This is a genomic window from Nannocystis sp. (assembly GCF_016714285.1).
Taxonomy (GTDB): Bacteria; Myxococcota_A; Polyangia; order Nannocystales; family Nannocystaceae; genus Nannocystis.
Map to the genome: position 1 here is coordinate 208,965 of NZ_JADJNN010000008.1, position 21,992 is coordinate 230,956.

Consider the following 21,992-nt stretch of genomic DNA (forward strand, 5'->3'; position numbering starts at 1 on the left):
CGCGTCGAGCTCGCGCTGGTGCGCTGGCAGTTGCGAGCGCGGCGCCGATGCGCAGCGGCTTGCGCGGGGTGTGGCGTGAGGGGCGGCGAGGATCATGGTCGCGGAGGTGCAGCGCCACGGCGTGGCCCGGGCGGCGGATCGCCGCGAGGGATCAGCCGCGGCCGAGCATGATCCGCGCGCCGGCGATGAGCTGCTTGAGCTCCGGATCGGCGACGGCATCGAGCGCGCGACGGGTCTCCTCGTCGGGCTCGGGCGAGAAGCGGGGCGCTGGCAGGGGCGGCGGGAGCTGCGTCTCGGGCGGGCGGCGGATCGCCAGGGGCGGGACCTCGCCGAGCCGGACACGCAGGCTACGCAGGCGAATGCCAGGCGCGAGCTCGCCGAGGCGGCGCAGCAGATCCTGGCGCAGATAGGTCAGTTCGTGTAGCCACTGGCTGTCATGCACGTTCAAGGTGAGCAGATCGCCGGAGACGCTGGCGGGCCAGCTGTGGGCCTCGAGGGCGGCGCCGCCGGGGCCGGCGATCCGCGGCCACAGCTCGCGCACCTGCATGAGGCGGATGGTGTCGTCGCCGACGTGGCGGCGCACGAGCTCCCACAGCGCCGCGGCCATGGGCGAGGGGGCCTGGGGTCTTCCACGGGCGCGGGCGCGGGCCATGTCCGGGCAATCTGCCACATCCTCGCGGCGCTGGTGGTGCTGGCGGGGGGCTGCGCCGGGGACGGGGCGTGGCGACGGGTGTCGTCCTCGGCCTGCGCGCCCGATGGGCCGCCGCGGCTGTGTGTGTTGGCGGGGCCGGACGCGCCGCAGGTGCTGCGGATCGGCGGCGCGGCGCTGGTGCCGGGCGAGTGCGCGGAGGGCTCACGCGCCCGCGGTGGCCGTGTTCGCGTCGAGGTCGGCGATGGTCGAGACGGTGGTCGAGACGGTGGTCGCGTGGCCCGGCGCGTGCGGCTGCGTCGGGGGGAGACGGCGATGCTGGCGGCGCCCGCGGGGGAGATCGCGGTCTACGAGCGCCGGGCCTGCGTCGCGGGGCCGTGAGCGAAGGGCCGGGCGCGGTCGGGAACTCAGGTGCGAAGGTCCCGAGGGACAGGTGCGAAGGGGCAGGTCCCGAGGGACAGGTGCGAAGGGGCAGGTTGCAACGGACAGGTGCGAATGCGCATGTCCCGAGGGACAGGTGATCGGGAGCAGGCTGTCAGCGCGGGAGCAGGCGGGCGTCGCGAGCGGCGAGGGCGAAGGCGCGGCGGCGGGCGTCGTCGCTGGCCGGGCTGTCGTCGATCGGGGCGGCGGCGGCGACGCGGAGGCGCAGGCCGGCGAGGCTCTCGTCGTCGAGGCGGGCCAGGAGATCGAGGAGCAGGCCGACGCGCATGGGATCGCGGGCGGGGGCGTCGAGCTCGCGGCGGAGCAGGGCGCGGGCGGCGTCGGGGCGGTCGCGCAGCAGCAGCGCGGCGCGGGCGAGGGCGTGGCGGCGGGTGAGCTCGGTGGGGCTGTTGGCGGCGGCGGTGGCGGTGTGGTGGTCGCCGTGGGGCTGCTCGCGGCGGTGCGCAGCCAGGTCGCGGCGAGCTCGGCGATCGCCTGGTCTTCGGGCCAGGTGAGGGGGACGCGGGGCGGTAGGGGGCGGCTGCCCTGCTCGGGCGGCGCGGGGCTCAGGGCGCGGGTCTCGTCGATGCGGCGCTCGAGCAGGTCGGCGTACTCGAGGAGGTCGCGGTCGGCGAGCTGGGCGCGCAGCATCTCGGCGACGGGGGCGACGCCGTGCGGGCTCGGGGGTTCGCCGGCGAGGAAGAGGGCGCGCTGGAACACGAGCTCGACGAAGCGGTGGTCGAACAGGCGGTCGAACTCGTGGAGGAGGGGGAGCAGGGCGCTTGGGCCCGGGCCGCCGCTGCGGGCGAGGCGTTCGGCGACGCCGCTGCCCTGGAGGTGTCGGCGGGTGCGCTGGTGTTCGACGGCGAGGAGGGCGTCGGCGCTGAAGTGCGGCGTGCGCTCGAGGGCGAGGACGGTGGTGAGGAGCTGGGCTTCGGTGCTGGCGAACAGGGCCTCGAGGCCGGCGACGCGGCGTTGCCAGTACATGCGACACAGCTCGCGGCCGAAGTGGAGGAAGCGACCGGCGAGCACGCGGGCGAGCGGGGGCAGGGGCTCGTCGGCGAGGCCGAGCTGCAGGAGGGCCTCGTGGTGGACGCGGGCGAGGTAGGCGGTGGCGCGGGTGCGTTGGTCCTGGGACAGGCCGCTCTGGGTCTGCTGGACGATCGCCAGCTGCACGGCGGCCAGCACCGCGTCGGTGACCGGGCTGACGGTGGCGGTGACGGGGTCGGGGAGCTCGGTGAGCGGGGCGAGGCTGGGGTCGGCGCGATCGAGGGCGACGAGGCGGGCGATGCCGGCGAGGTCGGGGGTGGCGGCGAGGCGGGGGGCGAGGGCGGCGGCGGCGGCGGGCGAGTCGGCCATGCGCAGGGCGTGGCGGAGGATCGCGGGGGTCGTGGGCGTGGTCGGGCAGAGGTCGAGGAGGATCGCGGCGTCGGGTGGGTGCACGGCGGCGGCGACGGCGAGCTGCTCGCAGGTGTCGATGCGCGCGGGCAGGGCGGCGGGCGCGGGGGCGGCAGGTGGTGGGACGGCGGCGACGGTGTGGCGCGCGAGCGGCTCGGGCAGGCCGGTGGGGTCGGGCTCGTCGGCGCAGGCCGACAGGGCGACCAGCGAGGCGACCAGCGAGGCGAGGACGAGGCGGCGCATGCGAATCACTCGTCGACGAGGCGGCGGATGACCTCGCGGAGGCGGGTGACGCCGCCCATGTCGCGGGCCATGAACTCGATGCCGGCGCCGTGCTCGTGATCGGTGTTGCGAATGATCGCCTGGACCTCGAGCGGGCGGGCGCTGCCGGGGGGCGTGATCTCGACGATGAGCTCCTCGCCGACGGTGAGCGGGGTCGGCGTGAGCAGCAGGGCGCCGACCTCGGAGATCTCGGAGATGGTGGCGGCGGTGAAGTCGGACTCGCCCTGACGGCGCAGGCGGATCTCGACGAGCACGGGCTGACGGATGTGGCGGCGGCGCTGGTCGAACTTCGTGCGGCCGCTCGCGACATCACGCAGGAACTGCAGCTTGCGCCACTCGCTGCCGACGCAGCGGAGCACCCCGCCGGCGCGCACGCGCAGGCGCGGGCGGGCGTTGTGCCACTTCTTGCCGACGGCGCGGACCATCAGCTTGCCGGGCAGGCCGGTGAAGAAGACCTCGCAGAGCAGCTCCTCGCCGGGCTCGAAGCGCTCGGTGGTGTAGACCTGCAGGCCCTGCTCCTCGCTGGGGAGCAGCGCGGCGATGAAGGCCTCTCCGGAGAGGTAGTGACAGCGGATTCTTCGCAACGTGGAGTACGGTCCTGGTGCCCGGCGTGGGCGAGAGGCGATGCTCGTCGGCCGGCAAGGTAACAGCACCGGGCTCGCGCTCGCAAGCGCGGCGAGCGAGGATCGGCGCGGGCCGACGCGCGTGAGCGGCGCAGGCGGATCTTGCGGACCACGAGCGGCGGGCGCCGCGAGCGAGGATCGGCGCGGGCCGACGCGCGTGAGCGGCGCAGGCGGGTCTTGTGGTGTGGCGGGGCGGCGGGTCTTGCGGCGGGGCGGGGCGGCTGCCAAGGTGGCGGCGTGTCCGAGCCGAGCGAGCAGCGGCCGCTGGTCCTGATCCCGACGTACAACGAACGCGAGAACCTCGCGGCGATCGTGGCGGCGACGCTGGTCGCGTTGCCGACGGGGCGGATCCTCGTGATCGACGACGCGAGTCCTGACGGGACGGGCGCGCTGGCCGACGAGCTCGCGCTCGCCGAGCCGCGGGTGTCGGTGCTGCACCGGGCGGGCAAGCAGGGGCTCGGGCGGGCGTACCTCGACGGGTTTCGTCGCGGGCTCGCGGACCCGTGGCGGGCGACGCACTTCGTCAGCATGGACGCCGACTTCTCGCACGACCCGAAGTACCTGCCGGGGCTGCTGGCGGCGTGCGCGGCCGGGGCCGACGTGGCGATCGGGTCGCGCTACGTCCGCGGCGGGGGCACGGTCGACTGGGGCTTCGGGCGGCGGCTGATCTCGCGGGCGGGCGGGCTGTACGCGCGGGCCCTGCTGGGCGTGCCGGTGCGCGACGTGACGGCGGGCTTCGTGTGCTACGCGCGGGCCGTGCTCGAGGACCTCGATCTCGCGGCGGTGGCGGCCAGCGGCTATGGGTTTCAGATCGAGATGAAGCACCGGGCGCACCGCCGCGGCTTCGTGCTGCGCGAGCTGCCGATCGTGTTTCCGGACCGTACGCGCGGGACCTCGAAGATGACGCCAGCGATCGCGGCCGAGGCGCTGCGGCTGGTGTGGCGGCTGCGGCGAGCGGCGTGAGCGGAAGGAGTGAGGCGTGGCGAGTAAGGTCTATCTGTCCAGCGCGGGGCGTGTGCTCGATCCAGGGGAGGCGAGCGTCAGCGTGTTCGACCGCGGGTTCCTCTACGGCGACAGCGTGTACGAGACGCTGCGTACGGCGGGCGGGCGCCCGGTCGAGCTGGCGCGCCACCTCGATCGCCTGCGCCGCAGCGCGCTGGGGATCGGGCTCGAGATCCCGTTCACGGACGTGGCGTTGCGGGCGGCGATCGCCGAGACGCACGCGGCCTCGGGCAACGCCGACAGCTACGTGCGGGTGATCGTGACCCGCGGGACGGGGCCGCTGATGCTCGACCCGCGGGTGTCGTCGTCGCCGCTGCTGGTGGTGCTGGTGCAGGAGCTGAAGCTGCCGACGGCGGCCCTGTACGAGGCGGGGCTGTCGGTGCGCATCGTCGATGTGCACAAGATCAGCGCGCGCTCGCTGGACCCGACGCTGAAGACGGGCAACTACCTCAACAGCATCCAGGCGCTGCGGCAGGCGGCCGAGAGCGCGGCCGAGGACGCGATCCTGTGCAGCCCCGCGGGCGACGTGGCCGAGGGGGCGACCAGCAACGTGTTCATGGTCCGCGCGGGCGAGCTGCTGACGCCGGCGCTGGCGACCGGGCTGCTCGAGGGGATCACGCGGGCGCTGGTGCTGGCGCTGGCGACGGAGCTGGGGATCGGGTGGCGCGAGACGAAGATCTGGCCGGACGAGCTGCGGGCGGCGGACGAGGTGTTCCTGACCTCGTCGGTGCGCGGGGCGATGCCGGTGACGACGCTCGACGGGCAGCGGGTCGGCGCGGGCGGGGTCGGGCCGGTGACGCGGCGGATCTTGATCCGGTATCAGGCGTACATCGACGCGGTCGCGGGCGGGGCTGACGACCTGCTGCGCTGAGGCGGTATCAGGGGTCCGTCGAGGTCGCGGGCGGGGTTGACGACCTGCTGCGCTGAGGGCTCACGGGGCGTACTTGGTGAGCCACACGTCGGCGAACTGGCCGACGCGGTACTCCTCGCCGGCGGCGTAGATGTGGCCGCTGGCGTCGATAGCGACGGCGCGGGCGATGTCGTTGCCGGCGTCGACGCCGTCGTGGATCTGCGTCCACAGCTCGTCGCCGGCGGGGCTGTGCTTGCGGACCCAGGTGCGGGCGAAGTCGTTGGCGGTGTACTCCTCGCCGACGGCGATGAGGTTGCCGCTGGCGTCGAAGGCGACGCCGTGGCCGATGTCGTTGTCGCCGCCGTCGCTGTCCTGGATCTTCGCCCACACCTCGAAGCCGGAGGCGTTGTACTTGGCGCTCAGGATCGCGGCGAGGCCGGCGACCTCGTAGACCTCGCCGACGAGGCCGATGTTGCCGTCGTTGTCGACGGCGACGGCGTGCCAGAGGTCGTTGCCCTTCATGTGGTCGGCGGTGCGGGTCCACAGCTCCTTGCCGGCGGCGGAGTACTTGCGCAGCCACAGGTCGGCGAGGCCGATCGGGACGTAGATGTTGCCGGCGACGATGAGGTCGCCGCCTTCGGTGAAGGCGACGGCGTTGCCGGCGTCGTTGCCGGCGTTGGCGTCGTAGGTGTCGGTCCAGATCTCGAGGCCGTCGGGGTCCATCAGGCGGGTCCAGACGTTGTGCAGGCCGATGAGCTTGTACTCCTCGCCGGTGACGGCGATGTTGCCCTGGGGATCGACGGCGACGCCGAAGGCGCGGTCGCCGAGGCCGGAGTCGCTGCTGTAGGTCATCTGCCACACGGGCTTGCTGTCGGGGCCGAGCTTGAGGAAGAGCATGTCGGCGCCGTCGCCCGCGACGTAGGTCTCGCCGACCATCACGAGGTCACCGTCGGGGGCGACCGCGACGGCGTGGAGGATGTCGTCGCCGTTGCTGTCGCCGTTCCAGCTGAAGCTCCACAGGATGTCGCCGTCGGGGCTGTACTTGCGGGCCCAGGCGTTGGCGTTCTCGCCGACGACGAACTCCTCGCCGACGATGATCACGTTGCCGTCGGCGTCGACCGCGGCCCCGCGGGCGCGGGCGTTGCCGGCGTCGTCGCCGGGGTAGTACTCCGTCCACAGCTCGCTGCCCGACTGGACGCAGTCGACGTTGCAGCCGTCGCCGTCGACGGCGTTGCCGTCGTCGCAGGCCTCCGGTCCGTTGACCTCGGCGTCGCCGCAGTGCGGGCCGAGGGCGCTGCAGTCGGGCAGGCAGCCGCCGTAGGCGCCGTCGTTGGTGCCGTCGTCGCAGGCCTCGGCGCCGTTGACCTCGCCGTCGCCGCAGACCGACTCGGGGCAGACGCAGGGGCCGAGCTCGTCGCCGCCGTCGCTGCAGGTCTGGGTGCCGACCTGGCCTTCGGGACAGTCGCAGGCGACGGTCTGGCCGGGCTCGCAGACGGGCGTGCCGCCGCTGCTGCTGCCCGCACTGGCGCTGGCGCTGGCGCTGGTGGTGGGGAGGTCGCCGGTCGGGGTGTCGTCGCTGTCGCTGCTGGTGGTGGCGTTGCTCGTGCCGGTGCCGCTCTCGGAGGCGGAGGCGCTGCCGGAGGCGGAGCTGCTGTCGCCGCAGGCGGCGGCGAGGAGCAGGGTGGAGGCGAGGGTGGTGCGGGTGCGTGCGAGCATCGCCCGCACGATATCACGCGGTCGCGGGCGGCTTGAGGGGACGGGCGCGGCCGACCTCGGGGCTGTCGCTCATGATGTCGTCGAAGGCGACCGGGCTGGCCTCCTTGAGGACACCGCCAGGGGCGTCGGCGGTGCCGATGAGGGCGATGACTCCGCGGGCCGAGCCGTAATAGTTGCTCTGCGCGTGGTCCTCCTCGTCGATGCAGCGGCGGACCAGCGAGCGCGAGAGGCGGGGCATGCGGAGCATGTCGAGGGCCTGCTCCCACAGGCCGTCGAGGAGGTTCGGGTCGGCGGGGAACTCGAGCAGGCCGGCGAGCAGGAGGAGGAGGCCGGCACGCTGACCGCCGCGGGTGTCGAGCGGGGCGTCGGCGAGGTAGCCGAGGTCGACGGCGCGCCAGTACGCGTCGGCGGCGACGAGCAGGCGCTTGAGCTCCTGGGCGCTGTGGGCCAGGGTGGCGTGGAACATGACGTCGGCGGAGAGGCCGTCCTTGACCCGCGGGTCGGGGATGTAGCGGACGACGGCGGGAGCGCTGGCGAGGTCGACGGGGGGCGCGGGGCGGGTGGGGCCTGCCCGAGGGGACGTCGCGCGGGGGATCGACGGCGTCGTAGAAGCCGGCGGCGCGGAACACATAGAAGTTCTCGGCCTGGCCGGGGAGGCCGTCCCACAGCTCGGAGTACTGGGCGACGCGGTTGAGGCTGCCGGCGGCCCAGCTGAGGCCGCGGGCCGCGTCGCCGCCGATCTGCGAGGCGGCGACGCCGGGGTTTCGCGGGGTGGCGGAGTCGCGGATGGCCTCGGCGATCTCGACGACGCGGAGATCGAGGAAGCCGTCATAGAAGTCGGCCTTGCCGTCGCGGTTGATGTCCTCGTAGCGGGCGACGATCAGCGGGTGGGCCGGGCCGATGAACTGCACGAAGCCGGGGGTGCGGCTCTGCTTGTGGTGCCACTGGGCCTTCTGGATGCGGAGGTCGATCGCGGCGAAGTCCTCGCGGGCGGCCATGCCCTGGAGGATCGCGTGGAAGCAGTCGATGCCCTCGCTGGCGGTGGTCTCGTCGTTCGCGCCGGTGTTGAAGTAGGTGCTGTCCCAGGAGGAGTAGATGTCGGCGTCGGGGAACAGGCGGGAGATCGCAAAGCGCGTGGTGAGGCCGGCGCACTGGCAGTTCATCATCAGCTTGTAGCCGGCCTGCGTGACCTGGGTGAGCGCGGCCCGCATGTCGAAGGCGCCGAGGTTGGCGTGGCGGCTGATGACGAGGCCGTGGAAGTAGGCGCTGCCCATCTCGACGTTCTCGTCGCGCGGCGAGGCGGAGCGGACGAAGAGCAGGATGTCCTGGCCGTCGGGGCCGCGGAAGGGGGCACGCAGGACGTGGTAGCCGTCGCCCCACGAGAGCGGGCTGGCGGGGGCGTCGGCGGGGAGCTCGGCCTTGGTGAAGTGGTACTTGTTCTCGAGGATCTTGACCTCGCCGGGGAAGAACTCGGAGGCGGAGTTGAGGACGAAGCGCCAGGTGCCGGTGAGCTCGGCGTAGGGCGGGGCGGCGCGTCGGAGGCCGCGCAGCAGCGCCTCGGCCTGCTTCTGATCGTCGGGGCGCAGGGCCGGGCCGCGCATCGACAGCAGCGAGATGGCGTGGGCCCGCAGATCGGGGCGCGCCTTGGGGCCGGTCTCGGCGGCGATGAGGGCGAAGATGCGGGCGGCGGCGAGGTCGGCGACGGCGCGGAAGCTGGGATCCTTGAGCACGGTGGCGACGATGTGCGAGAGCACGGTGAGCGCCGCGGAGCGCAGCTGGGCGGCGTCGAGCGGATCGATGTTGGCGGCTCCGGGGGCAGCAGCCGAGAGCACCGCGTTCAGCTGGGCGAGCAGGGCCTGGGCCTGGGTCGGGCTCAGACGCTCGGGGCGCAGCGGCTCCTCGGGGTGGAAGGGGCTGGCGGGGAACAGGCACTCGAAGCTGGTGGTGCGGCGGGTCGAGACCCAGCGCGCCGCGGTGACGAGGACGGGCAGGGCGTCGAGCCACACCGGGGCGGGGCCCTCGGCGTTGCCGGCGAGGGTGCCGTCGGCGAGCAGGAAGAGGGGCGGTGCGCCGTGCACGGCGGCGGTGAGGTCGAGGGCGCTGCGCGGGGCCTCGGGCGCGGCGGGGGTGGGCGCGGCGACGGGGCGCGGGGGCAGGCCGCCGATGGCGACGAGGTGGCGACGCACGCTGCTGCTGCGGCCGGCGAAGTGCACCTGCACGCGCTTGCCGAGGGCGAGCGAGAGGATCGTGCGGGCGTTGTCCGGGGCGGGGCTCAGCTGCACGTGGTAGTCGCGCTCGCCGATCAGGAAGAGGTGCACGCCGACCGCGGCGCGGGCCGTGTTGAAGCTCTTGCGGGCCGCGGATCCGCTGGCCATCAGCTCGGCGGGGAAGGTGTGAACGACGGCGACGAGGCCATCATCGCTGCGTACTTGCACTTCAAGACGATTCGCCATGGGGGGTTCTCACCTTCGTTTCGGGCGCATCGTATCGTGATACCGTGCCTTCCGCATGCGCTTCAAACTGCTCGGACACAGTGGTCTCCGCGTCTCGGAGATCTGCCTCGGAACGATGACCTTCGGCAACACGTGGGGGGCGATGGGGGCCGAGCCCGCGGTGTGTCGCGCGATTTATGACGCCTATCGCGCGCGCGGGGGCAACTTCGTCGACACGGCGAACAAGTACATGGAGGGCATGAGCGAGCGCATCGTCGGCGAGTGCATTGCGGGAGATCGCGACCGGGTGGTGCTGGCGACCAAGTACTCGCTGAGCACGGCCAACGGGGATCCGAACGCCAGCGGCAACAGCCGCAAGAACATGGTCCAGGCGGTCGAGAAGAGCCTGAAGCGGCTCGGCACCGATTACATCGATCTGTATTGGGTGCACATCTGGGACTTCGTGACGCCCACGGAGGAGGTCCTGCGCGGGCTCGATGACCTCGTGCGGGCGGGCAAGATCCTCTACATCGGGGTGTCGGACACGCCGGCCTGGGTGGTCTCGCGCGCCAACACGATCGCCGAGCTGCGCGGGTGGAGCCGCTTCGTCGGGCTGCAGGTCGAGTACAGCCTGATCGAGCGCGCGGTCGAGCGTGAGCTGCTGCCGATGGCCGCGGCGCTCGACGTGACGGTCACGGCGTGGTCGCCGCTGGGGGCCGGGCTGCTGTCGGGCAAGCACACCGTGACCGACGGCGCGGCGGTCGACACCGGGCGCTCGCAGATGGCGGGTGGTCGCCTCAACGCCCGCACCCGCGGGGTGATCGAGGCGCTGACGCAGGTCGCGGGCGAGCTCGGCAAGCCGCCGGCGCAGGTGGCCCTGAACTGGCTGCGCCAGCGGCCGACGTCGGTGATCCCGATCGTCGGGGCGCGCAAGCTGGCGCAGGTCGAGGACAACCTCGCCTGCCTCGACTTCACCCTGGCGCCCGAGGCCATCGCGCGCCTCGACGCGGCCTCGGCGATCGAGCTCGGCTTCCCGCACGACTTCGCGGCCGCCGACTGGGTGCAGAAGGTGACCTTCGGCGACGCGCCCGACCTCATCGATCGGCGGCGCGGCGGCGGGGTCTGATGGTTGGGGAGCTGGTGCTCAGGACATGTCTGCCAGGACATGTCCTGAGGGTCAGCCATCGAGCAGGCGCGTGAGCCAATCGGCGAAGCCGGCGTCGACGAAGAGGCGGCGCAGGTGGTGCTCGAGCTCGCCGTGCAGGGGGGCGCGCCAGGCGTCGACCTGGCCGGGCCCGAGCAGCTCGCCGACGCTGCGGGCCTCCAACTCGTCGACCAGGGACTGGAGGACGGCGCTGGCCTCGTCAGGGAGGCGGTCCCACTCGGCGAGGGCCCGGGCCGCGGCGTGCAGGTCGGCGGCGAGGGCCTGCGGGTCGAGCTTGTGGAGCTCGGCGAGGACGACGGAGCCGGGCAGGGCGAGGACGGAGCGGACGGCGTCGCCGCGCCAGGCGGCCATGTCGGCGGCGTAGCGCGGGTCGCTGGCTCGCTCGACGATGAGGTCGAGGGCGCGGCCGAGGGCGCCGTCGACGAAGCTGCGCACGCGGTCCTCGAGCTGATGTTCGATCTCGGCGCCGACGACGGAGGCGACGCCCTTGGCGACGCCCATGAGCTTGGAGCGGATGCCGGCGCCGGGGATCCACCCGGTGTCGGGCATGGCGGTGCGCAGGCGGGTGGCGAAGTCGAGGATGGTCGTCTGCAGGACGCTGCGGAGCAGCGCCCGCATGCCGGCGTGGTCGATGGCGGCGCGCACGAGCTCGCGGCTGGGGGTGAAGGGCCGGCGCAGGGCGGTCTGCAGGGCCTTCTGGAGCTCGGGCGGGAGCTGGGCGGCGAGCGGGCCGGGGCGGGCGACGGCGGCGGCGCGGCGGCGGGCGATCGCGGCGGCGAGCTGCTCCGGGTCGATCGCGGCGACGCTGCGGCGCAGGCCGGCGACGAAGGCGGGGACGATGCGGGTCGGGGCGATGAACTCGCGGACCGGCGTGGCGAGGACGGCGTCGAAGATCACGCGCGCGAGCTCGGTCGCGAACGCAGGCTGGTCACGCAGGCGCGCGATGGCATCGGTGGCAGACGACACGCCGCTGCTATAGCAGGCTTGCCACGGGCTGAGATACGCTGGGTTCACGCACGCGGGCCCGGAGTTTGAGAACGCCGGGCCGAGACACGCGTTCGCCCGCCGCCATGCGAAGCAGCACGCTCCCGATCGCCAGCCCCTGCCACGAGTCCTGGGACGCCATGTCCGGCGAGGCGGAGCGTCGCTTCTGCGGCGTATGCCAGAAGGACGTGCACAACCTCTCGGCGATGAAGCACGAGGAGGCGCAGGCGCTGCTGCGCGAGAAGGCGGGCGAGCACCTGTGCGTGCGCTACACGGCCGAGGCGGACGGGACGCTGCGGTTTCGCGATCTGGTGCCGCGGGCGAGCCTGACGCGGAAGATCGTGCGGACGGCCTTCGCGGCGTCGCTGCTGGCCGCCTGCACGCCGCACGGCGAGGGGCCGGTGGGCGAGCTGGGTCAGGAGGTCATCGAGTCGATCCGCAAGGAGACGGTGCCGACGCCGGACGGCGGCTGCGACTACACGACCGGGCCCTTCACGACCTTCCACTTCCCTCCGGGCCACGCGCTGTGCAAGGGCGTGCTCGAGGCGGTGCGCATCGAGTCGGAGCCGATGCCGATGATGGGGGCGCCGCCGCCGATGCGGGTGATGGACGAGCCGCCGTTGCCGCCGCCGACCGTCGCGCCGGTCGAGCAGGTGAAGATGGGCGAGGCGATCGCGGTGCCTCCGCACGTGAGCCCGTTCGAGCCCTGCGATCCGAAGCCGGGCTTCGCTCCGCCGCCGCCGGGCGAGCCGGGCCACGAGAAGATGGGGGACATCGCCCCGCCCGAGCCGCCCCGGCCGCCGAAGCAGCCGCAGGAGCGCACGCCCCTGATGGGGGACATCGCGGCGCCGGAGCCGGAGCCCGAGCGCGAGCTGATGGGGAAGATCGCCCCGAGCCACGATTGAGCCACCACGATTGAGCCACGATTGAGCCACGATTGAGCCACGATTGAGCTGGGAGAACCAGCCATCGACCCGCACGTTAGCGAGGCCGCCATGCACAGCAACACCGTGACGATCGACAGCCCCTGCCACGAGTCGTGGGAGGCGATGCAGGGCGACGCGGCGCGTCGCTTCTGCGGGGTGTGCCAGAAGCACGTCCACAACCTCTCGGCGATGGCGCACGACGAGGCGCAGGCGCTGCTCGCGGCGAAGGCGAAGGAGCACCTGTGCGTGCGCTACAGCAGCGAGGCCGACGGGACCCTGCGCTTTCGCGACCTGGTGCCGCGGGCGAGCCTGACGCGGAAGATCGTGCGGACGGCGTTCGCAGCCGCGGCGCTGGCCGCCTGCACGCCGCACGGGGAGGCGCCGCTGCAGGGGCTCGGCGAGGCGATCATCGAGACCGTCCGCGAGAGCACGGTGGCGAGCGTGGACGGTGGATGCATCTACACGACGGGGCCCTTCACGAGCTTCCACCTGCCGGCCGGGCACGCGCTGTGCCGGATGTCGGGCGAGGGCGAGACGATCGCCGAGCCGGTGGTGGAGGAGGGCCGCGTGCCGGTGATCGAGGCCCAGCCGGAGCGCGAGGTGCAGGGGCTGGTGATGGCGGCGCCGGAGCCGAAGCCGACGCTGGTGCCCTGCGACCCCGCGGCGAAGGATGAGCCCGCGACCAAGCAGCCCGATGACCCGCCGAGGCGGCGGCCGATGATGGGCGGCAAGCGGCCGGCGCGGGACGTGGCCGAGAAGATGGGCAAGATGCAGCTGCCGGTCGACGAGCTGTAGCCCGCTCGGCGCGAGGCGATCACGGGCGCGCTGGGGCCGGCGCGGCGTCGAGGTCGCGGGCGGAGGCCGGGCCGGCGGCGCGGAGGTAGGCGATGGCGGCGGCGCGGAGCCTGGCGGCGCGCTCGGGATCGTCGAACTCGAGGGTGTCGGCGAGGGCGACTTGGACCTCGGCGCGCAGGGCCGGCGCATGCTCGCCGCCGGCGACTTGCTCGCCGGCCTGGATGAGCAGATCCCGGGCGGCGGCCCGTTGATCACGGGCGAGGTAGACGCGGGCGACGCACAGGCGCGCGCGCAAGGTCAGCGGTGCACCTGGCCCATGGGACAGCTCGGCGAGGGCCAGCGCCTCCTTGCAGGCGAGCAGCGCCGGCTCGATCTGGCCGGTCGCAAGGAGGGCCGCGCCGAGCTCGTGCAGGACGATGGCGCGCACGTTGTCGAGGGAGGCCTGCTCGTCCCGGTCGCGGCGGGGCTCGGGGTCGTCGAGGGCGAGGGCCTCGCGGGCGAGGGTGATGGCCTCGCCCGGCTGGCCGCGATCGCGGGCGAGGCGGGCGCGGCCGCGGAGCACGGCGCGACGGATGTCGCGGCCGGGGTCCTGACCGACGCGATCGAGGGCGGCCTGGTACTCGAGCTCGGCGGCCTCGCCACGGCGCTCGTCGGCGAGGGCGTCGGCGATGAGGATGTGCACCTGGGCGCGCTCGGGCGGGGGCGCGTCGCGGCGGAAGCTGAGGACGCGGCGCAGGGTGGTCAGGGCCGCGTCGTGGCGGCCCTGCTGGGTCTGGAGCTCACCCAGCTGGATGAAGGCGACGATGGCCAGGCCGGTGGGGCCGTTGCGGCGGAGGTAGATCGCGGCGGCCCGTTCGCTGGCGGCGACCGCCTCGCGCAGCTCGCCGCGGGCCGCGAGGATCGATGAGAGGTTGATGAGACAGTCGGCGACGTTGGGGCTGTCGGGGCCGTAGGCGCGCTCCATCAGCTCGATCGTCGGGCGCAGCGCGGCGAGGGACTCGCTCCACTCGTGGCGGTGGAGGTGGATCGAGCTGATGTTGATGCCGGCGCTGGCGAGCGACGGGTGCTCGCGGCCGACACCGGCGCGGAGGATCTCCTGGCTGCGCAGGAACAGCGCCAGCGCCTCGTCGGGGCTGCCGCCGGCCCAGCGCGCGTGGGCCAGGCCGGCGACCATGCGGGCGGTGCGAGGGTCGTTCGCGGGGAAGCTGGCCTCGGCGAGCGCGAGGCCCTCGCTGGCCGCGGCGATGGCGTCGACGAACAGGCTGAGCCGGGTCTGGATGTAGCTGCGGTACAGGAGGTACCAGACGCGCTGGTCGGGGGGCTCGCCGGTGCGTTGCAGCAGGCTGCGCGCGTGCTCGGACCAGGCGAAGGCCTCGGGGAAGCGGGCCACGCGGTAGTGCACGAGGCTGAGGGTGATCGCGGCGTCGGTGGCGACGCTGTCGTGGGCGATGCCGAGGGCGAGGTGATACGCGGACGCGAGGTGGCCGCGGGCGAGCTCGTAGTCGGCGGTGGCCTCCTCGCTGCGACCGAGCTCGAGCAGGGCCTCGGCGCGCAGCGGGAGGTAGTCGAGGTCTTCGCTGCTGCGGCGCACGGCGCTGGCGATCTCGCGGGCGTCGCGGGGCCGGCCGGCCTCGCGGCGGGCGGCGGCGCGGGCCAGGTGGGTGCGGGCGCGGGCGACGACATCGGCGAGCGCGGGGTCGCCGGGCGGGGCGACCCGCTCACGCACGAAGCGGTCCTCGGCGCAGCGCCCCGGCGGGGTGAGGCTGCTGACCAGCTGCAGGCCACGCTCGACCGTCGCCGCGTCGGCGGTGACGAGGGTCGCTACCAGGGCGTCGAGCTCGTCGAGGTTGGTGTCGAGGCAGCGGTTGCGCAGGTCGAGCAGCTCGCTCGAGGCTTCGCCCCGGAGGTGGGTCGCGGCGCAGAAGTCGTCGCGCTGCTGCGACCACGCGGCGGCGTGGGCGTCGAGCTCCGCCTGTACTTTGGGCCAGGTCTCGGCGGCGTAGACGACCCCGGTGGCGAGGAAGGCGGCGCGGGCCGCCGCGGCGCGGTCCTCGTCCCACACCTTGCGCACGCGCTCGGCCCCGTGGTCGCAGCGCTGCTCGGCGGCGAGGTAGCCGGAGCCGATCGCGGCCGCGAAGCCGAGGGTGAGGGCGGCGCCGCCGAGGCCGAGTCGTCGCCAGCGGCGCGCCGGGTCGGCCGCGAGGGCGGCGAGCAGCGCGGGCATGTTCGGGAAGCGGTCCGCGGGGGCGCGCTGGAGGCCGCGGATCAGCAGGCGACGCAGGTGGCCGGGCACGGGGCGCAGCTCGACCGGCAGCTCGAGGCTGCGGAACACGGCGACGCGGATCTCGGCGGCGGTGCGGCCGGTGAAGGGGCGGCGGCCGTAGAGCGCCTCGAACAGGGCGACGCAGAAGGCGAACTGATCGCTGCGGGCGTCGGCGGGCTGGCACAGGTGCTGCTCGGGCGACATGTACGCGGGCGTGCCGATGAACGATCCGACCTGCGTGAGCGTGACCTTCGGCGAGGGCGTGGTCTCGACGTGCTCATCGAGATCGGGGACGCCGCGCGGCGGGCGGGCGAGGCCGAAGTCCAGCACGCGGACCCGGCCGTCGTCGCCGACCAGGACGTTGTCGGGCTTGAAGTCGCGGTGGACCACGCCGGCCGCGTGGGCGGCGGCCAGGCCCTGGCCGGCCTGCAGGAACACGCCGACGATCTGTCGCCAGGTCCGCGGCTCGGCGGTGAGCCAGGCCCGCAGATCGCGACCGGCGACGTACTCCATGGCGAGGAACACGGCGTCGGCGAATTTGCCGGCGTCGAACACCTGGACGACGTTGGGGTGGGAGAGGCGGGCCATGGCCTGGGCCTCGCGCAGCAGGCGGGCCTCGCCCTGGCTGTGGTGCTCGCTCCGCATCGCGGGGCGCAGCAGCTTGAGCGCGACGGGTCGCTCGAGCTCGGGATCGAAGGCGTAGTAGACGACGCCCATGCCGCCCTCGCCGAGCTTGCGCACGATCACGAAGCGATCGATGTGCGTCGGCGTCGGCGCGGGCAGCGTGGCCCGCGGGAGGGCGAGGTCGACGGCGTTGCCGGGCGCCGTGGCCGGGACATGCGGGCCGCCATGGGACCCGAGGCCCGACAGGGCACCCGACCCGACTTGTGACCGGTCGCGCGGGCCATCACCGACCTGATCGATGCGCGTGACCTCGGAGTCATCCACCGCGGGGATCATCCCTGAAAATCGCGGCGAGTGGCGGCCGCAGGGGCGGGCGATCCTGAACACCGGCGCAGGTGCCCGCGGCTTGCGTTCGCGCGGGGCCGCGGAGTAGGGTGTGCGCCCGTTCGCCCCAGGAAATACTCGTGAAGCCGATCCAGATCTGTCAGCACCTTGGCCAGGGACACATCGACGCGTACTACGACGAGCTGTCCGGCAAGGAAGTCCGCGCCGTCCTCAAGGCGGGTGGTTGCAGCGTCAACGTCCCGGAGACCGCGTACACCCAGTCCGCCCGTCGTCGCGCGTGGCGCAAGCGCTTCGACGCCGAGTTCGGCGGGGGCAACGATCAGCTGGCGCTGGCGCTGCTGCTCGAGTGGTTGATGCGCCACCACCGGAGCATGCTGGTCGACTACCTCGACTTCCTCGGCGTGAAGCACCGCCAGGGTGAGACCGACGAGGACTTCTGCGCCACGCGCGACGAGGCCCAGCTGCGCGAGGGCGTGGCGGAGCTGCTCAAGAAGTACCCGGCGGCGCATGTGGCCACCTACCTGCTGCTGGTCGGTCACCTGCAGGAGACGCCGGTCTACGACCAGACGCCCGAGGTGCTCACCTCGCTCGGGATGTCGGCCGACGCGGCGGCGAAGTACGTCGAGGCGCACAAGCTCTCGTACAAGCCCAAGGCCCAGCGCTCGCCGACGCCGATGATCACCACGCAGCCGGCGGCCTGAGCCGAGGAGCACGCGTGATGGATCGCCTGGCGCTGCTGCAGAAGTTCGTGGCCGACAAGCCAGACGACCCCTTCGCCCGCTACGGGCTGGCGATGGAGCTCAGCAAGCGGGGTCTGGCGGCCGAGGCCGACGCGGCGTTCGTGGAGCTGATGACGCGCCACCCGAGCTACGTGCCGGCCTACCTGATGGCGGGCAACGCTCGCCTCGCGCGGGGCGACCGCGATGGCGCGCGCGAGGTGTTCACGCGGGGCGTCGCCGCGGCCACTGCGGCCGGGGACAGCCACGCGCTCGGTGAGCTGCAGGCCGCGAGGGCGGCCCTGGATTGAGCGAGCTCCCGCCCGACCTGGTGTTCGCCAGCCCGCGCAAGCTGCCGCGCGCGGCGGACCTGCGGGGGCGGGTGGTGGTGCTCGACCTGGCCTTCGCGGCCGACGGCATGGGCGGGCCGGGCTTCGCCAAGATCACCGGCCGCTTCCTCAAGGAGCTCGGGCCGCGCCTGGCTCGCTGGGTCGACCACCACGACCACGACCTGCACGCGCAGTACCGCGGCGACGATCGCTTCGTGCTGCACACCAAGGCCGAGCACGGCGCGTGCCCGGAGATCATCACCCCCGAGCTGGTCGCGCGGACCGGCCCGATCGACACGATCGTCGCCCACTTCGACCTCGACGGGCTGTACGCGGCGGCGAAGTGGATCCTCGGCGGACGCGAGCCCTACCCGGGGGCCGACGCCGACGCCCGCGCGGTCGACACCCGCGTCGGCGAGGTGAGCCCGCGGGCCCAGCTGATCGACAAGGCGCTGCGGGTGCACTTCGACGACGCGGTGCTCAAGCAGCGCATCGTCCACTGGCTGTGCCGCGGCCTGCGACCCGGGGTCGAGCACGACACGATCGTCGCGGCGGCGGCGGACTTCGATCAGCGCGCGAGCGAGGCGGTCGCGCTGGCGTCGCGCTACACGGTCGAGGATGACATCGCCCTGCTGCACCTGCCGAGCCACCCGCGGCCCTTCGACAAGACGGAGCTGCTGCTGCTCGGACAGCGGCGGGCGAGCGTGGCGATCGTGGTCGACGGGACGACCGTCAACATCGCGGCGGGCTTCGACAGCGGGCTGAACTTCGTGACGCTGCTCGAGCTTGGCGGCGGGATGCCGACGCGGGTGTCGGTGCCGCTGGCCCGCCTCGACCTTGCGCTGGCGAAGATCCGCGAAGCGCTGCGCTCGCGCTGAGCTCGTCCTGCAGGCACGCGCCGCTGTATCGTTTCGGTGCAGCGCGCCGGGCTGCATCGAAACGATGCAGTCGTGCATCCAGGACGCGCGCGCGAGTGCCCGCTCGCGTGCGGTTCGATGTGCCGGTGGTCTTCGACTCGGGGACCAAGCGCTTCGATCGCAAGACGCTGGATCAGGCGATCCAGATGATCTCGATCGCGCCGGAGGGCTGGTACCTGGTCGTCAAGAACCCGGCGTCGGACAAGAGCCACCCGCGGACCGGGGCGCTCAACAACCTGCCGAACCTCGACACCGGCCGCAAGGTGAACATCCCGGGGCCGGTGTCCTTCGCGCTGTGGCCGGGCCAGATGGTGCGCGTGCTGCAGGGCCACCACCTGCGCTCGAACCAGTACCTGCTGGTCCGCGTGTACGACGAGGAGGCGGCCAAGACCAACTGGAAGAACGCGGTGATCAAGCCGCAGAAGACCGGCGAGGGCGAGCCGGAGGGGGAGGGGATCAAGCACCTCGAGGCGCTGCCGGACCTGACCATGGGCAACCTGCTGGTCATCCGCGGCACCGAGGTGTCGTTCTACATCCCGCCGACCGGCGTCGAGGTGGTGCCCGACGTCGACGGCAACTACGTGCGCGAGGCGGTCACGCTCGAGCGCCTCGAGTACTGCATCCTGCTCGACGAGAACGGCTCCAAGCGCTTCATCGTCGGGCCCGACGTGGTGTTCCCCAAGCCGACCGAGGTGATCGTGCGGATGCGGGGCTCGCGGAAGTTCCGGGCGATCGAGCTGAACGAGAACTCGGGCCTGTACCTCAAGGTCATCGCGCCCTACGAGGAGAACGGCGTCGCCTACAAGGTCGGCGACGAGATCTTCCTGACCGGCCGCGACACGATGATCTACTTCCCGCGCACGGAGCACGCGATCGTCAAGTACGGCGATCAGGAGAAGCACCACGCGGTCGCGATCCCGGCCGGCGAGGCGCGCTACGTGCTCGACCGCATGAACGGCAAGATCAGCCTGGTGCGCGGCCCGGCGATGTTCCTGCCCGACCCGCGGCGCGAGGTGATCGTGCGCCGCGTGCTCGACCCGAAGACGGTCGCGCTGTGGTTCCCCGGCAACCGCGAGGCCTACGAGCACAACCGCCGCCTGGCGGCCCAGAGCGCGCCGCCGTTGACGGCCGACGCCGGGGCCTTGAGCGCGCCGGCGCCGGCCCAGGCCAAGGCCCCCGCGGGCGCGCCGGCGGCGGCCAAGGCCGCGTCCGGGGCGATCGCCACCCGCGAGACCCAGGCCCCGCCGCCGCCGCCCAACGAGTTCGCGGGCGACGACTTCAACCGCAACCAGAACTTCACCGGGCCGCGGACGATCGTGCTCGACACCCGCTTCGAGGGGGCCGTGGCGATCGACGTGTGGACCGGCTACGCGGTGCTGGTGGTCAGCAAGACCGGCGAGCGCCAGGTCGTCAGCGGGCCGCACACCCGCCTGCTCGAGTACGACGAGAACCTGCAGGTGCTCGAGCTGTCGACCGGCACGCCGAAGTCGGACGCCAACCTCTACAAGACGGTGTACCTGCGCACGCTCAACAACAAGGTGACCGACGTCGTCGAGGCCGAGACCCTCGATCTCGTGCGCGTGCACCTGCAGCTGTCGTACCGGGTGAACTTCGAGGGCGACCCGGCGCGCTGGTTCGAGGTGGAGAACTACGTGAAGTTCCTGACCGACCACCTGCGCTCGCTGATCCGCCACGCGGTGAAGCGCCACGGGATCGAGCACTTCTACGCCAACGCGGTGAGCGTGCTGCGGGACATCGTGCTCGGCACCGTCGGCGAGGACAGCAAGCGCCCGGGTCGCCGCTTCGACGAGAACGGGATGCGCATCTACGACGTCGAGGTGCTCGAGGTGGCGATCGGCGACGAGACGATCGCCGAGCTGCTGGTCCAGGCCCAGCACGCGGCGGTGCAGCAGACGCTGCAGCTGGCCGCCGAGCAGCGCCGCCTCGAGGCGACCCGGCAGAGCGAGTCGATCGGGCAGCAGATCGCGGAGCTGCAGTCGCAGACGCGGCAGAAGCAGAGCGGGCTCAAGACCCTCGAGGTCGAGCAGCTGCTGCGCCACCAGCTGGCCGAGCAGGCGGCGAAGATCGAGCTGCACGAGCGCCAGCAGACGGCGCTGCTGACCGAGCAGGAGCGGGTGGGGACGATCCACCAGGCCGAGCTGGCCCGCCGCAAGGCGGCGCAGGAGCTCGAGCTGTCCCTGGCGCAGCAGAAGCTCGAGCAGAAGCTGCGCGAGCTGGCGGCCGAGGTGAGCGCGGTGGCCGAGAAGGCCCACGCGGTCTCGCCGGACCTCATCGCGGCGCTGCAGGCCTTCGGCGACAAGGCCCTGGCCGGCAAGATGGCCGAGAGCATGGCCCCGCTGGCGATCCTCGGCGGCGAGAGCGTGTCGGAGGTGCTCAGCCGGCTGCTGCGCGGGACGCCGCTGGCCCGCCTGCTCGAGGCGAAGGCCGTCGAGGCGAGCAAGACCTGAGCGCGACGGCGCGGACCGGAAGCGGTCCGCGTACTCCGACACCGCGGTGGTGAAGAAACGGCGCGAACGACCTCGTCCGCGCCGTTGCTTCAGCGTCGCTTGCGATACCAGCGCGGCTCGGCGTGCACCGCGGTGCCGCCGGTCTGCATGCTCATCCCGGGCTAAGAGGGGTGCACAGCGGCCCCGCCGTCGAGCCGCCGCCAGGGCGGGCTGGCGCCCGGTTGCCGCGAGCTGCTCGGGGTGCGCCGATCGTGAGGTCACCGGGCGCGGGACCCAGGAGGCGACCTGCGAGGTCGAGCCCGGACGCGTCAGCACCTGGATCTCCCAGGCCTGCTAAACAGCTTGAGGAAGGCCGGGTTCTCCGAGGTCTGCAGGGCCCCGAGCCTGCCCTCGGGGCCCGGCCCGGGCGGCTGTACTGCCGACAGCAGCGCGCAGGGCCAGGGCACACGCCCGCCAGCTCGATCGCCGCCGGGATGGCTGCGTTGAGTGCGTTCCAGCGGACGGAGGATCCGCTGAGGTTGGCACTCGGCCAGGTGGGGGGGACGCACGGGCATCGGACAGGCCGATGTAGCGGACCTTGCCCGCACGCACGAGGTCGGTCAGCGTGCCGATCACCTCCTCGACCGGCGTCAGCCCGTCCCATGCGTGCAGCCAGTACAGGTCGATGTAGTCGGTCTGCAGCCGGCGCAGCGAGCCCTCGAGCGCGCGGTAGATGTTCTTGCGCGCGTTGCCGCCGGCGTTCGGATCGCCGGGGCCCGGACTGAACGCGAACTTGGTCGCCAGCACCACGCGATCGCGGGTCCCGGTCTCCTTCAAATGGGTGCCGATGATCGTCTCGCTGCTGCCGTTGGTGTAGCCGTCGGCGGTGTCGACGAAGTTGCCGCCCGCCTCGAGATAGGCCGCGAGGATCGCCCGCGAGGTCGCCTCGGGCGCGCCCCAGCCCCACTCTGTCCCGAAGGTCATGGTCCCCAGGCACAGCGGGCTGACCCGCAGTCCGGTGCGTCCGAGGAGGCTGTAGTCGGCGAGGCTGGCGATCCTTGACGTCGGCTCGGTCATGGTCGGTGGTTATGCACCCGGCGCGCCCCGGC

18 protein-coding genes are annotated in these 21,992 nt (G+C 73.1%); 10 read left to right on the top strand and 8 right to left on the bottom strand.

Going from position 1 to position 21,992, the window contains the following annotated elements:
- Nucleotides 1–151: 151 nt before the first annotated feature.
- The 3 genes from IPJ59_RS16005 to IPJ59_RS16015 all read right to left on the bottom strand — a co-directional run bounded on the left by IPJ59_RS16005 (nucleotide 152) and on the right by IPJ59_RS16015 (nucleotide 3,333).
- Nucleotides 152–652, bottom strand: a complete 501-nt coding sequence (locus tag IPJ59_RS16005) for a DciA family protein (protein ID WP_293272366.1) — start codon at nucleotides 650–652, stop codon at nucleotides 152–154.
- Between the two features lie 201 nt (nucleotides 653–853).
- The gene (locus IPJ59_RS16010) at nucleotides 854–2,710 is read right to left on the bottom strand and encodes a hypothetical protein (RefSeq protein ID WP_293272367.1); all 1,857 of its coding nucleotides are present in this window, start codon (nucleotides 2,708–2,710) and stop codon (nucleotides 854–856) included.
- A gap of 5 nt (nucleotides 2,711–2,715) precedes the next feature.
- Entirely contained in the window at nucleotides 2,716–3,333 is a 618-nt protein-coding gene (locus IPJ59_RS16015; RefSeq protein WP_293252220.1) for a PilZ domain-containing protein, read from the bottom strand.
- 276 nt (nucleotides 3,334–3,609) lie between these two features.
- Between IPJ59_RS16015 and IPJ59_RS16020 the strand changes: the two genes are divergently transcribed.
- Both IPJ59_RS16020 and IPJ59_RS16025 read left to right on the top strand, forming a co-directional pair.
- Nucleotides 3,610–4,335: a polyprenol monophosphomannose synthase gene (locus IPJ59_RS16020; protein ID WP_293252222.1), complete on the top strand. Its 726-nt coding sequence runs from the start codon at nucleotides 3,610–3,612 to the stop codon at nucleotides 4,333–4,335.
- 16 nt (nucleotides 4,336–4,351) lie between these two features.
- Nucleotides 4,352–5,245: an aminotransferase class IV gene (locus IPJ59_RS16025; RefSeq protein ID WP_293272368.1), complete on the top strand. Its 894-nt coding sequence runs from the start codon at nucleotides 4,352–4,354 to the stop codon at nucleotides 5,243–5,245.
- A 60-nt stretch (nucleotides 5,246–5,305) separates the two neighbouring features.
- Here IPJ59_RS16025 and IPJ59_RS16030 read toward each other — a convergent pair whose 3' ends face one another.
- Both IPJ59_RS16030 and IPJ59_RS16035 read right to left on the bottom strand, forming a co-directional pair.
- Nucleotides 5,306–6,940, bottom strand: coding sequence for a hypothetical protein (locus IPJ59_RS16030; protein WP_293272369.1), 1,635 nt, complete (start codon nucleotides 6,938–6,940; stop codon nucleotides 5,306–5,308).
- Between the two features lie 13 nt (nucleotides 6,941–6,953).
- On the bottom strand, nucleotides 6,954–7,406 hold the full coding sequence (locus tag IPJ59_RS16035) for a hypothetical protein (protein ID WP_293272370.1): 453 nt from the start codon (nucleotides 7,404–7,406) through the stop codon (nucleotides 6,954–6,956).
- Nucleotides 7,407–7,500: 94 nt separating this feature from the next.
- Between IPJ59_RS16035 and IPJ59_RS16040 the strand changes: the two genes are divergently transcribed.
- Nucleotides 7,501–9,573 (top strand): hypothetical protein, encoded by a 2,073-nt coding sequence (locus tag IPJ59_RS16040; RefSeq protein WP_293272371.1) that lies wholly within the window; start codon nucleotides 7,501–7,503, stop codon nucleotides 9,571–9,573.
- Complete coding sequence (locus IPJ59_RS16045) at nucleotides 9,509–10,498, top strand: aldo/keto reductase (RefSeq protein ID WP_293272372.1); 990 nt, start codon at nucleotides 9,509–9,511, stop codon at nucleotides 10,496–10,498. Before IPJ59_RS16040 ends, IPJ59_RS16045 begins: the two co-directional genes overlap by 65 nt.
- Before the next feature lie 51 nt (nucleotides 10,499–10,549).
- Here IPJ59_RS16045 and IPJ59_RS16050 read toward each other — a convergent pair whose 3' ends face one another.
- A complete protein-coding gene (locus IPJ59_RS16050; RefSeq protein ID WP_293272373.1) occupies nucleotides 10,550–11,503 on the bottom strand; it encodes a hypothetical protein in 954 nt (317 codons plus the stop codon).
- A 104-nt stretch (nucleotides 11,504–11,607) separates the two neighbouring features.
- Here IPJ59_RS16050 and IPJ59_RS16055 point away from each other — a divergent pair, with 104 nt between their 5' ends.
- Together IPJ59_RS16055 and IPJ59_RS16060 are read left to right on the top strand one after the other, a co-directional pair.
- A complete protein-coding gene (locus IPJ59_RS16055) occupies nucleotides 11,608–12,426 on the top strand; it encodes a hypothetical protein (RefSeq protein ID WP_293252234.1) in 819 nt (272 codons plus the stop codon).
- A 90-nt stretch (nucleotides 12,427–12,516) separates the two neighbouring features.
- Nucleotides 12,517–13,242, top strand: a complete 726-nt coding sequence (locus IPJ59_RS16060; protein ID WP_293252236.1) for a hypothetical protein — start codon at nucleotides 12,517–12,519, stop codon at nucleotides 13,240–13,242.
- 19 nt (nucleotides 13,243–13,261) lie between these two features.
- Here the strand turns inward: IPJ59_RS16060 and IPJ59_RS16065 are convergent, their stop codons facing one another.
- Nucleotides 13,262–16,453 (bottom strand): serine/threonine-protein kinase, encoded by a 3,192-nt coding sequence (locus tag IPJ59_RS16065; protein ID WP_293272374.1) that lies wholly within the window; start codon nucleotides 16,451–16,453, stop codon nucleotides 13,262–13,264.
- A 140-nt stretch (nucleotides 16,454–16,593) separates the two neighbouring features.
- Between IPJ59_RS16065 and IPJ59_RS16070 the strand changes: the two genes are divergently transcribed.
- The 4 genes from IPJ59_RS16070 to IPJ59_RS16085 all read left to right on the top strand — a co-directional run bounded on the left by IPJ59_RS16070 (nucleotide 16,594) and on the right by IPJ59_RS16085 (nucleotide 20,904).
- Nucleotides 16,594–17,175 carry a hypothetical protein gene (locus IPJ59_RS16070; RefSeq protein WP_293272375.1) on the top strand — a complete coding sequence of 194 codons (582 nt, stop codon included), beginning with the start codon at nucleotides 16,594–16,596 and terminating at the stop codon, nucleotides 17,173–17,175.
- 14 nt (nucleotides 17,176–17,189) lie between these two features.
- On the top strand, nucleotides 17,190–17,501 hold the full coding sequence (locus IPJ59_RS16075; RefSeq protein WP_293272376.1) for a hypothetical protein: 312 nt from the start codon (nucleotides 17,190–17,192) through the stop codon (nucleotides 17,499–17,501).
- Nucleotides 17,498–18,397, top strand: a complete 900-nt coding sequence (locus IPJ59_RS16080) for a hypothetical protein (RefSeq protein WP_293272377.1) — start codon at nucleotides 17,498–17,500, stop codon at nucleotides 18,395–18,397. The genes IPJ59_RS16075 and IPJ59_RS16080 overlap by 4 nt, the downstream gene beginning before the upstream one ends.
- A 107-nt stretch (nucleotides 18,398–18,504) precedes the next feature.
- Complete coding sequence (locus tag IPJ59_RS16085; RefSeq protein WP_293272378.1) at nucleotides 18,505–20,904, top strand: SPFH domain-containing protein; 2,400 nt, start codon at nucleotides 18,505–18,507, stop codon at nucleotides 20,902–20,904.
- A 333-nt stretch (nucleotides 20,905–21,237) separates the two neighbouring features.
- On the opposite strand, the gene IPJ59_RS16090 is transcribed toward IPJ59_RS16085, so the two are convergent.
- Nucleotides 21,238–21,960 (bottom strand): aldo/keto reductase, encoded by a 723-nt coding sequence (locus tag IPJ59_RS16090; RefSeq protein WP_293272379.1) that lies wholly within the window; start codon nucleotides 21,958–21,960, stop codon nucleotides 21,238–21,240.
- Nucleotides 21,961–21,992: the final 32 nt, after the last annotated feature.

What these genes read in the sequence shown, in the direction of transcription:
- IPJ59_RS16005 (WP_293272366.1), bottom strand. Translation starts at nt 652, where the DNA reads ATGGCCCGCGCCCGCGCCCGTGGAAGACCCCAGGCCCCCTCGCCCATG.
- IPJ59_RS16010 (WP_293272367.1), bottom strand. Translation starts at nt 2,710, where the DNA reads ATGCGCCGCCTCGTCCTCGCCTCGCTGGTCGCCTCGCTGGTCGCCCTG.
- IPJ59_RS16030 (WP_293272369.1), bottom strand. Translation starts at nt 6,940, where the DNA reads ATGCTCGCACGCACCCGCACCACCCTCGCCTCCACCCTGCTCCTCGCC.
- IPJ59_RS16035 (WP_293272370.1), bottom strand. Translation starts at nt 7,406, where the DNA reads ATGTTCCACGCCACCCTGGCCCACAGCGCCCAGGAGCTCAAGCGCCTG.
- IPJ59_RS16045 (WP_293272372.1), top strand. Translation starts at nt 9,509, where the DNA reads ATGACCTTCGGCAACACGTGGGGGGCGATGGGGGCCGAGCCCGCGGTG.
- IPJ59_RS16055 (WP_293252234.1), top strand. Translation starts at nt 11,608, where the DNA reads ATGCGAAGCAGCACGCTCCCGATCGCCAGCCCCTGCCACGAGTCCTGG.
- IPJ59_RS16060 (WP_293252236.1), top strand. Translation starts at nt 12,517, where the DNA reads ATGCACAGCAACACCGTGACGATCGACAGCCCCTGCCACGAGTCGTGG.
- IPJ59_RS16090 (WP_293272379.1), bottom strand. Translation starts at nt 21,960, where the DNA reads ATGACCGAGCCGACGTCAAGGATCGCCAGCCTCGCCGACTACAGCCTC.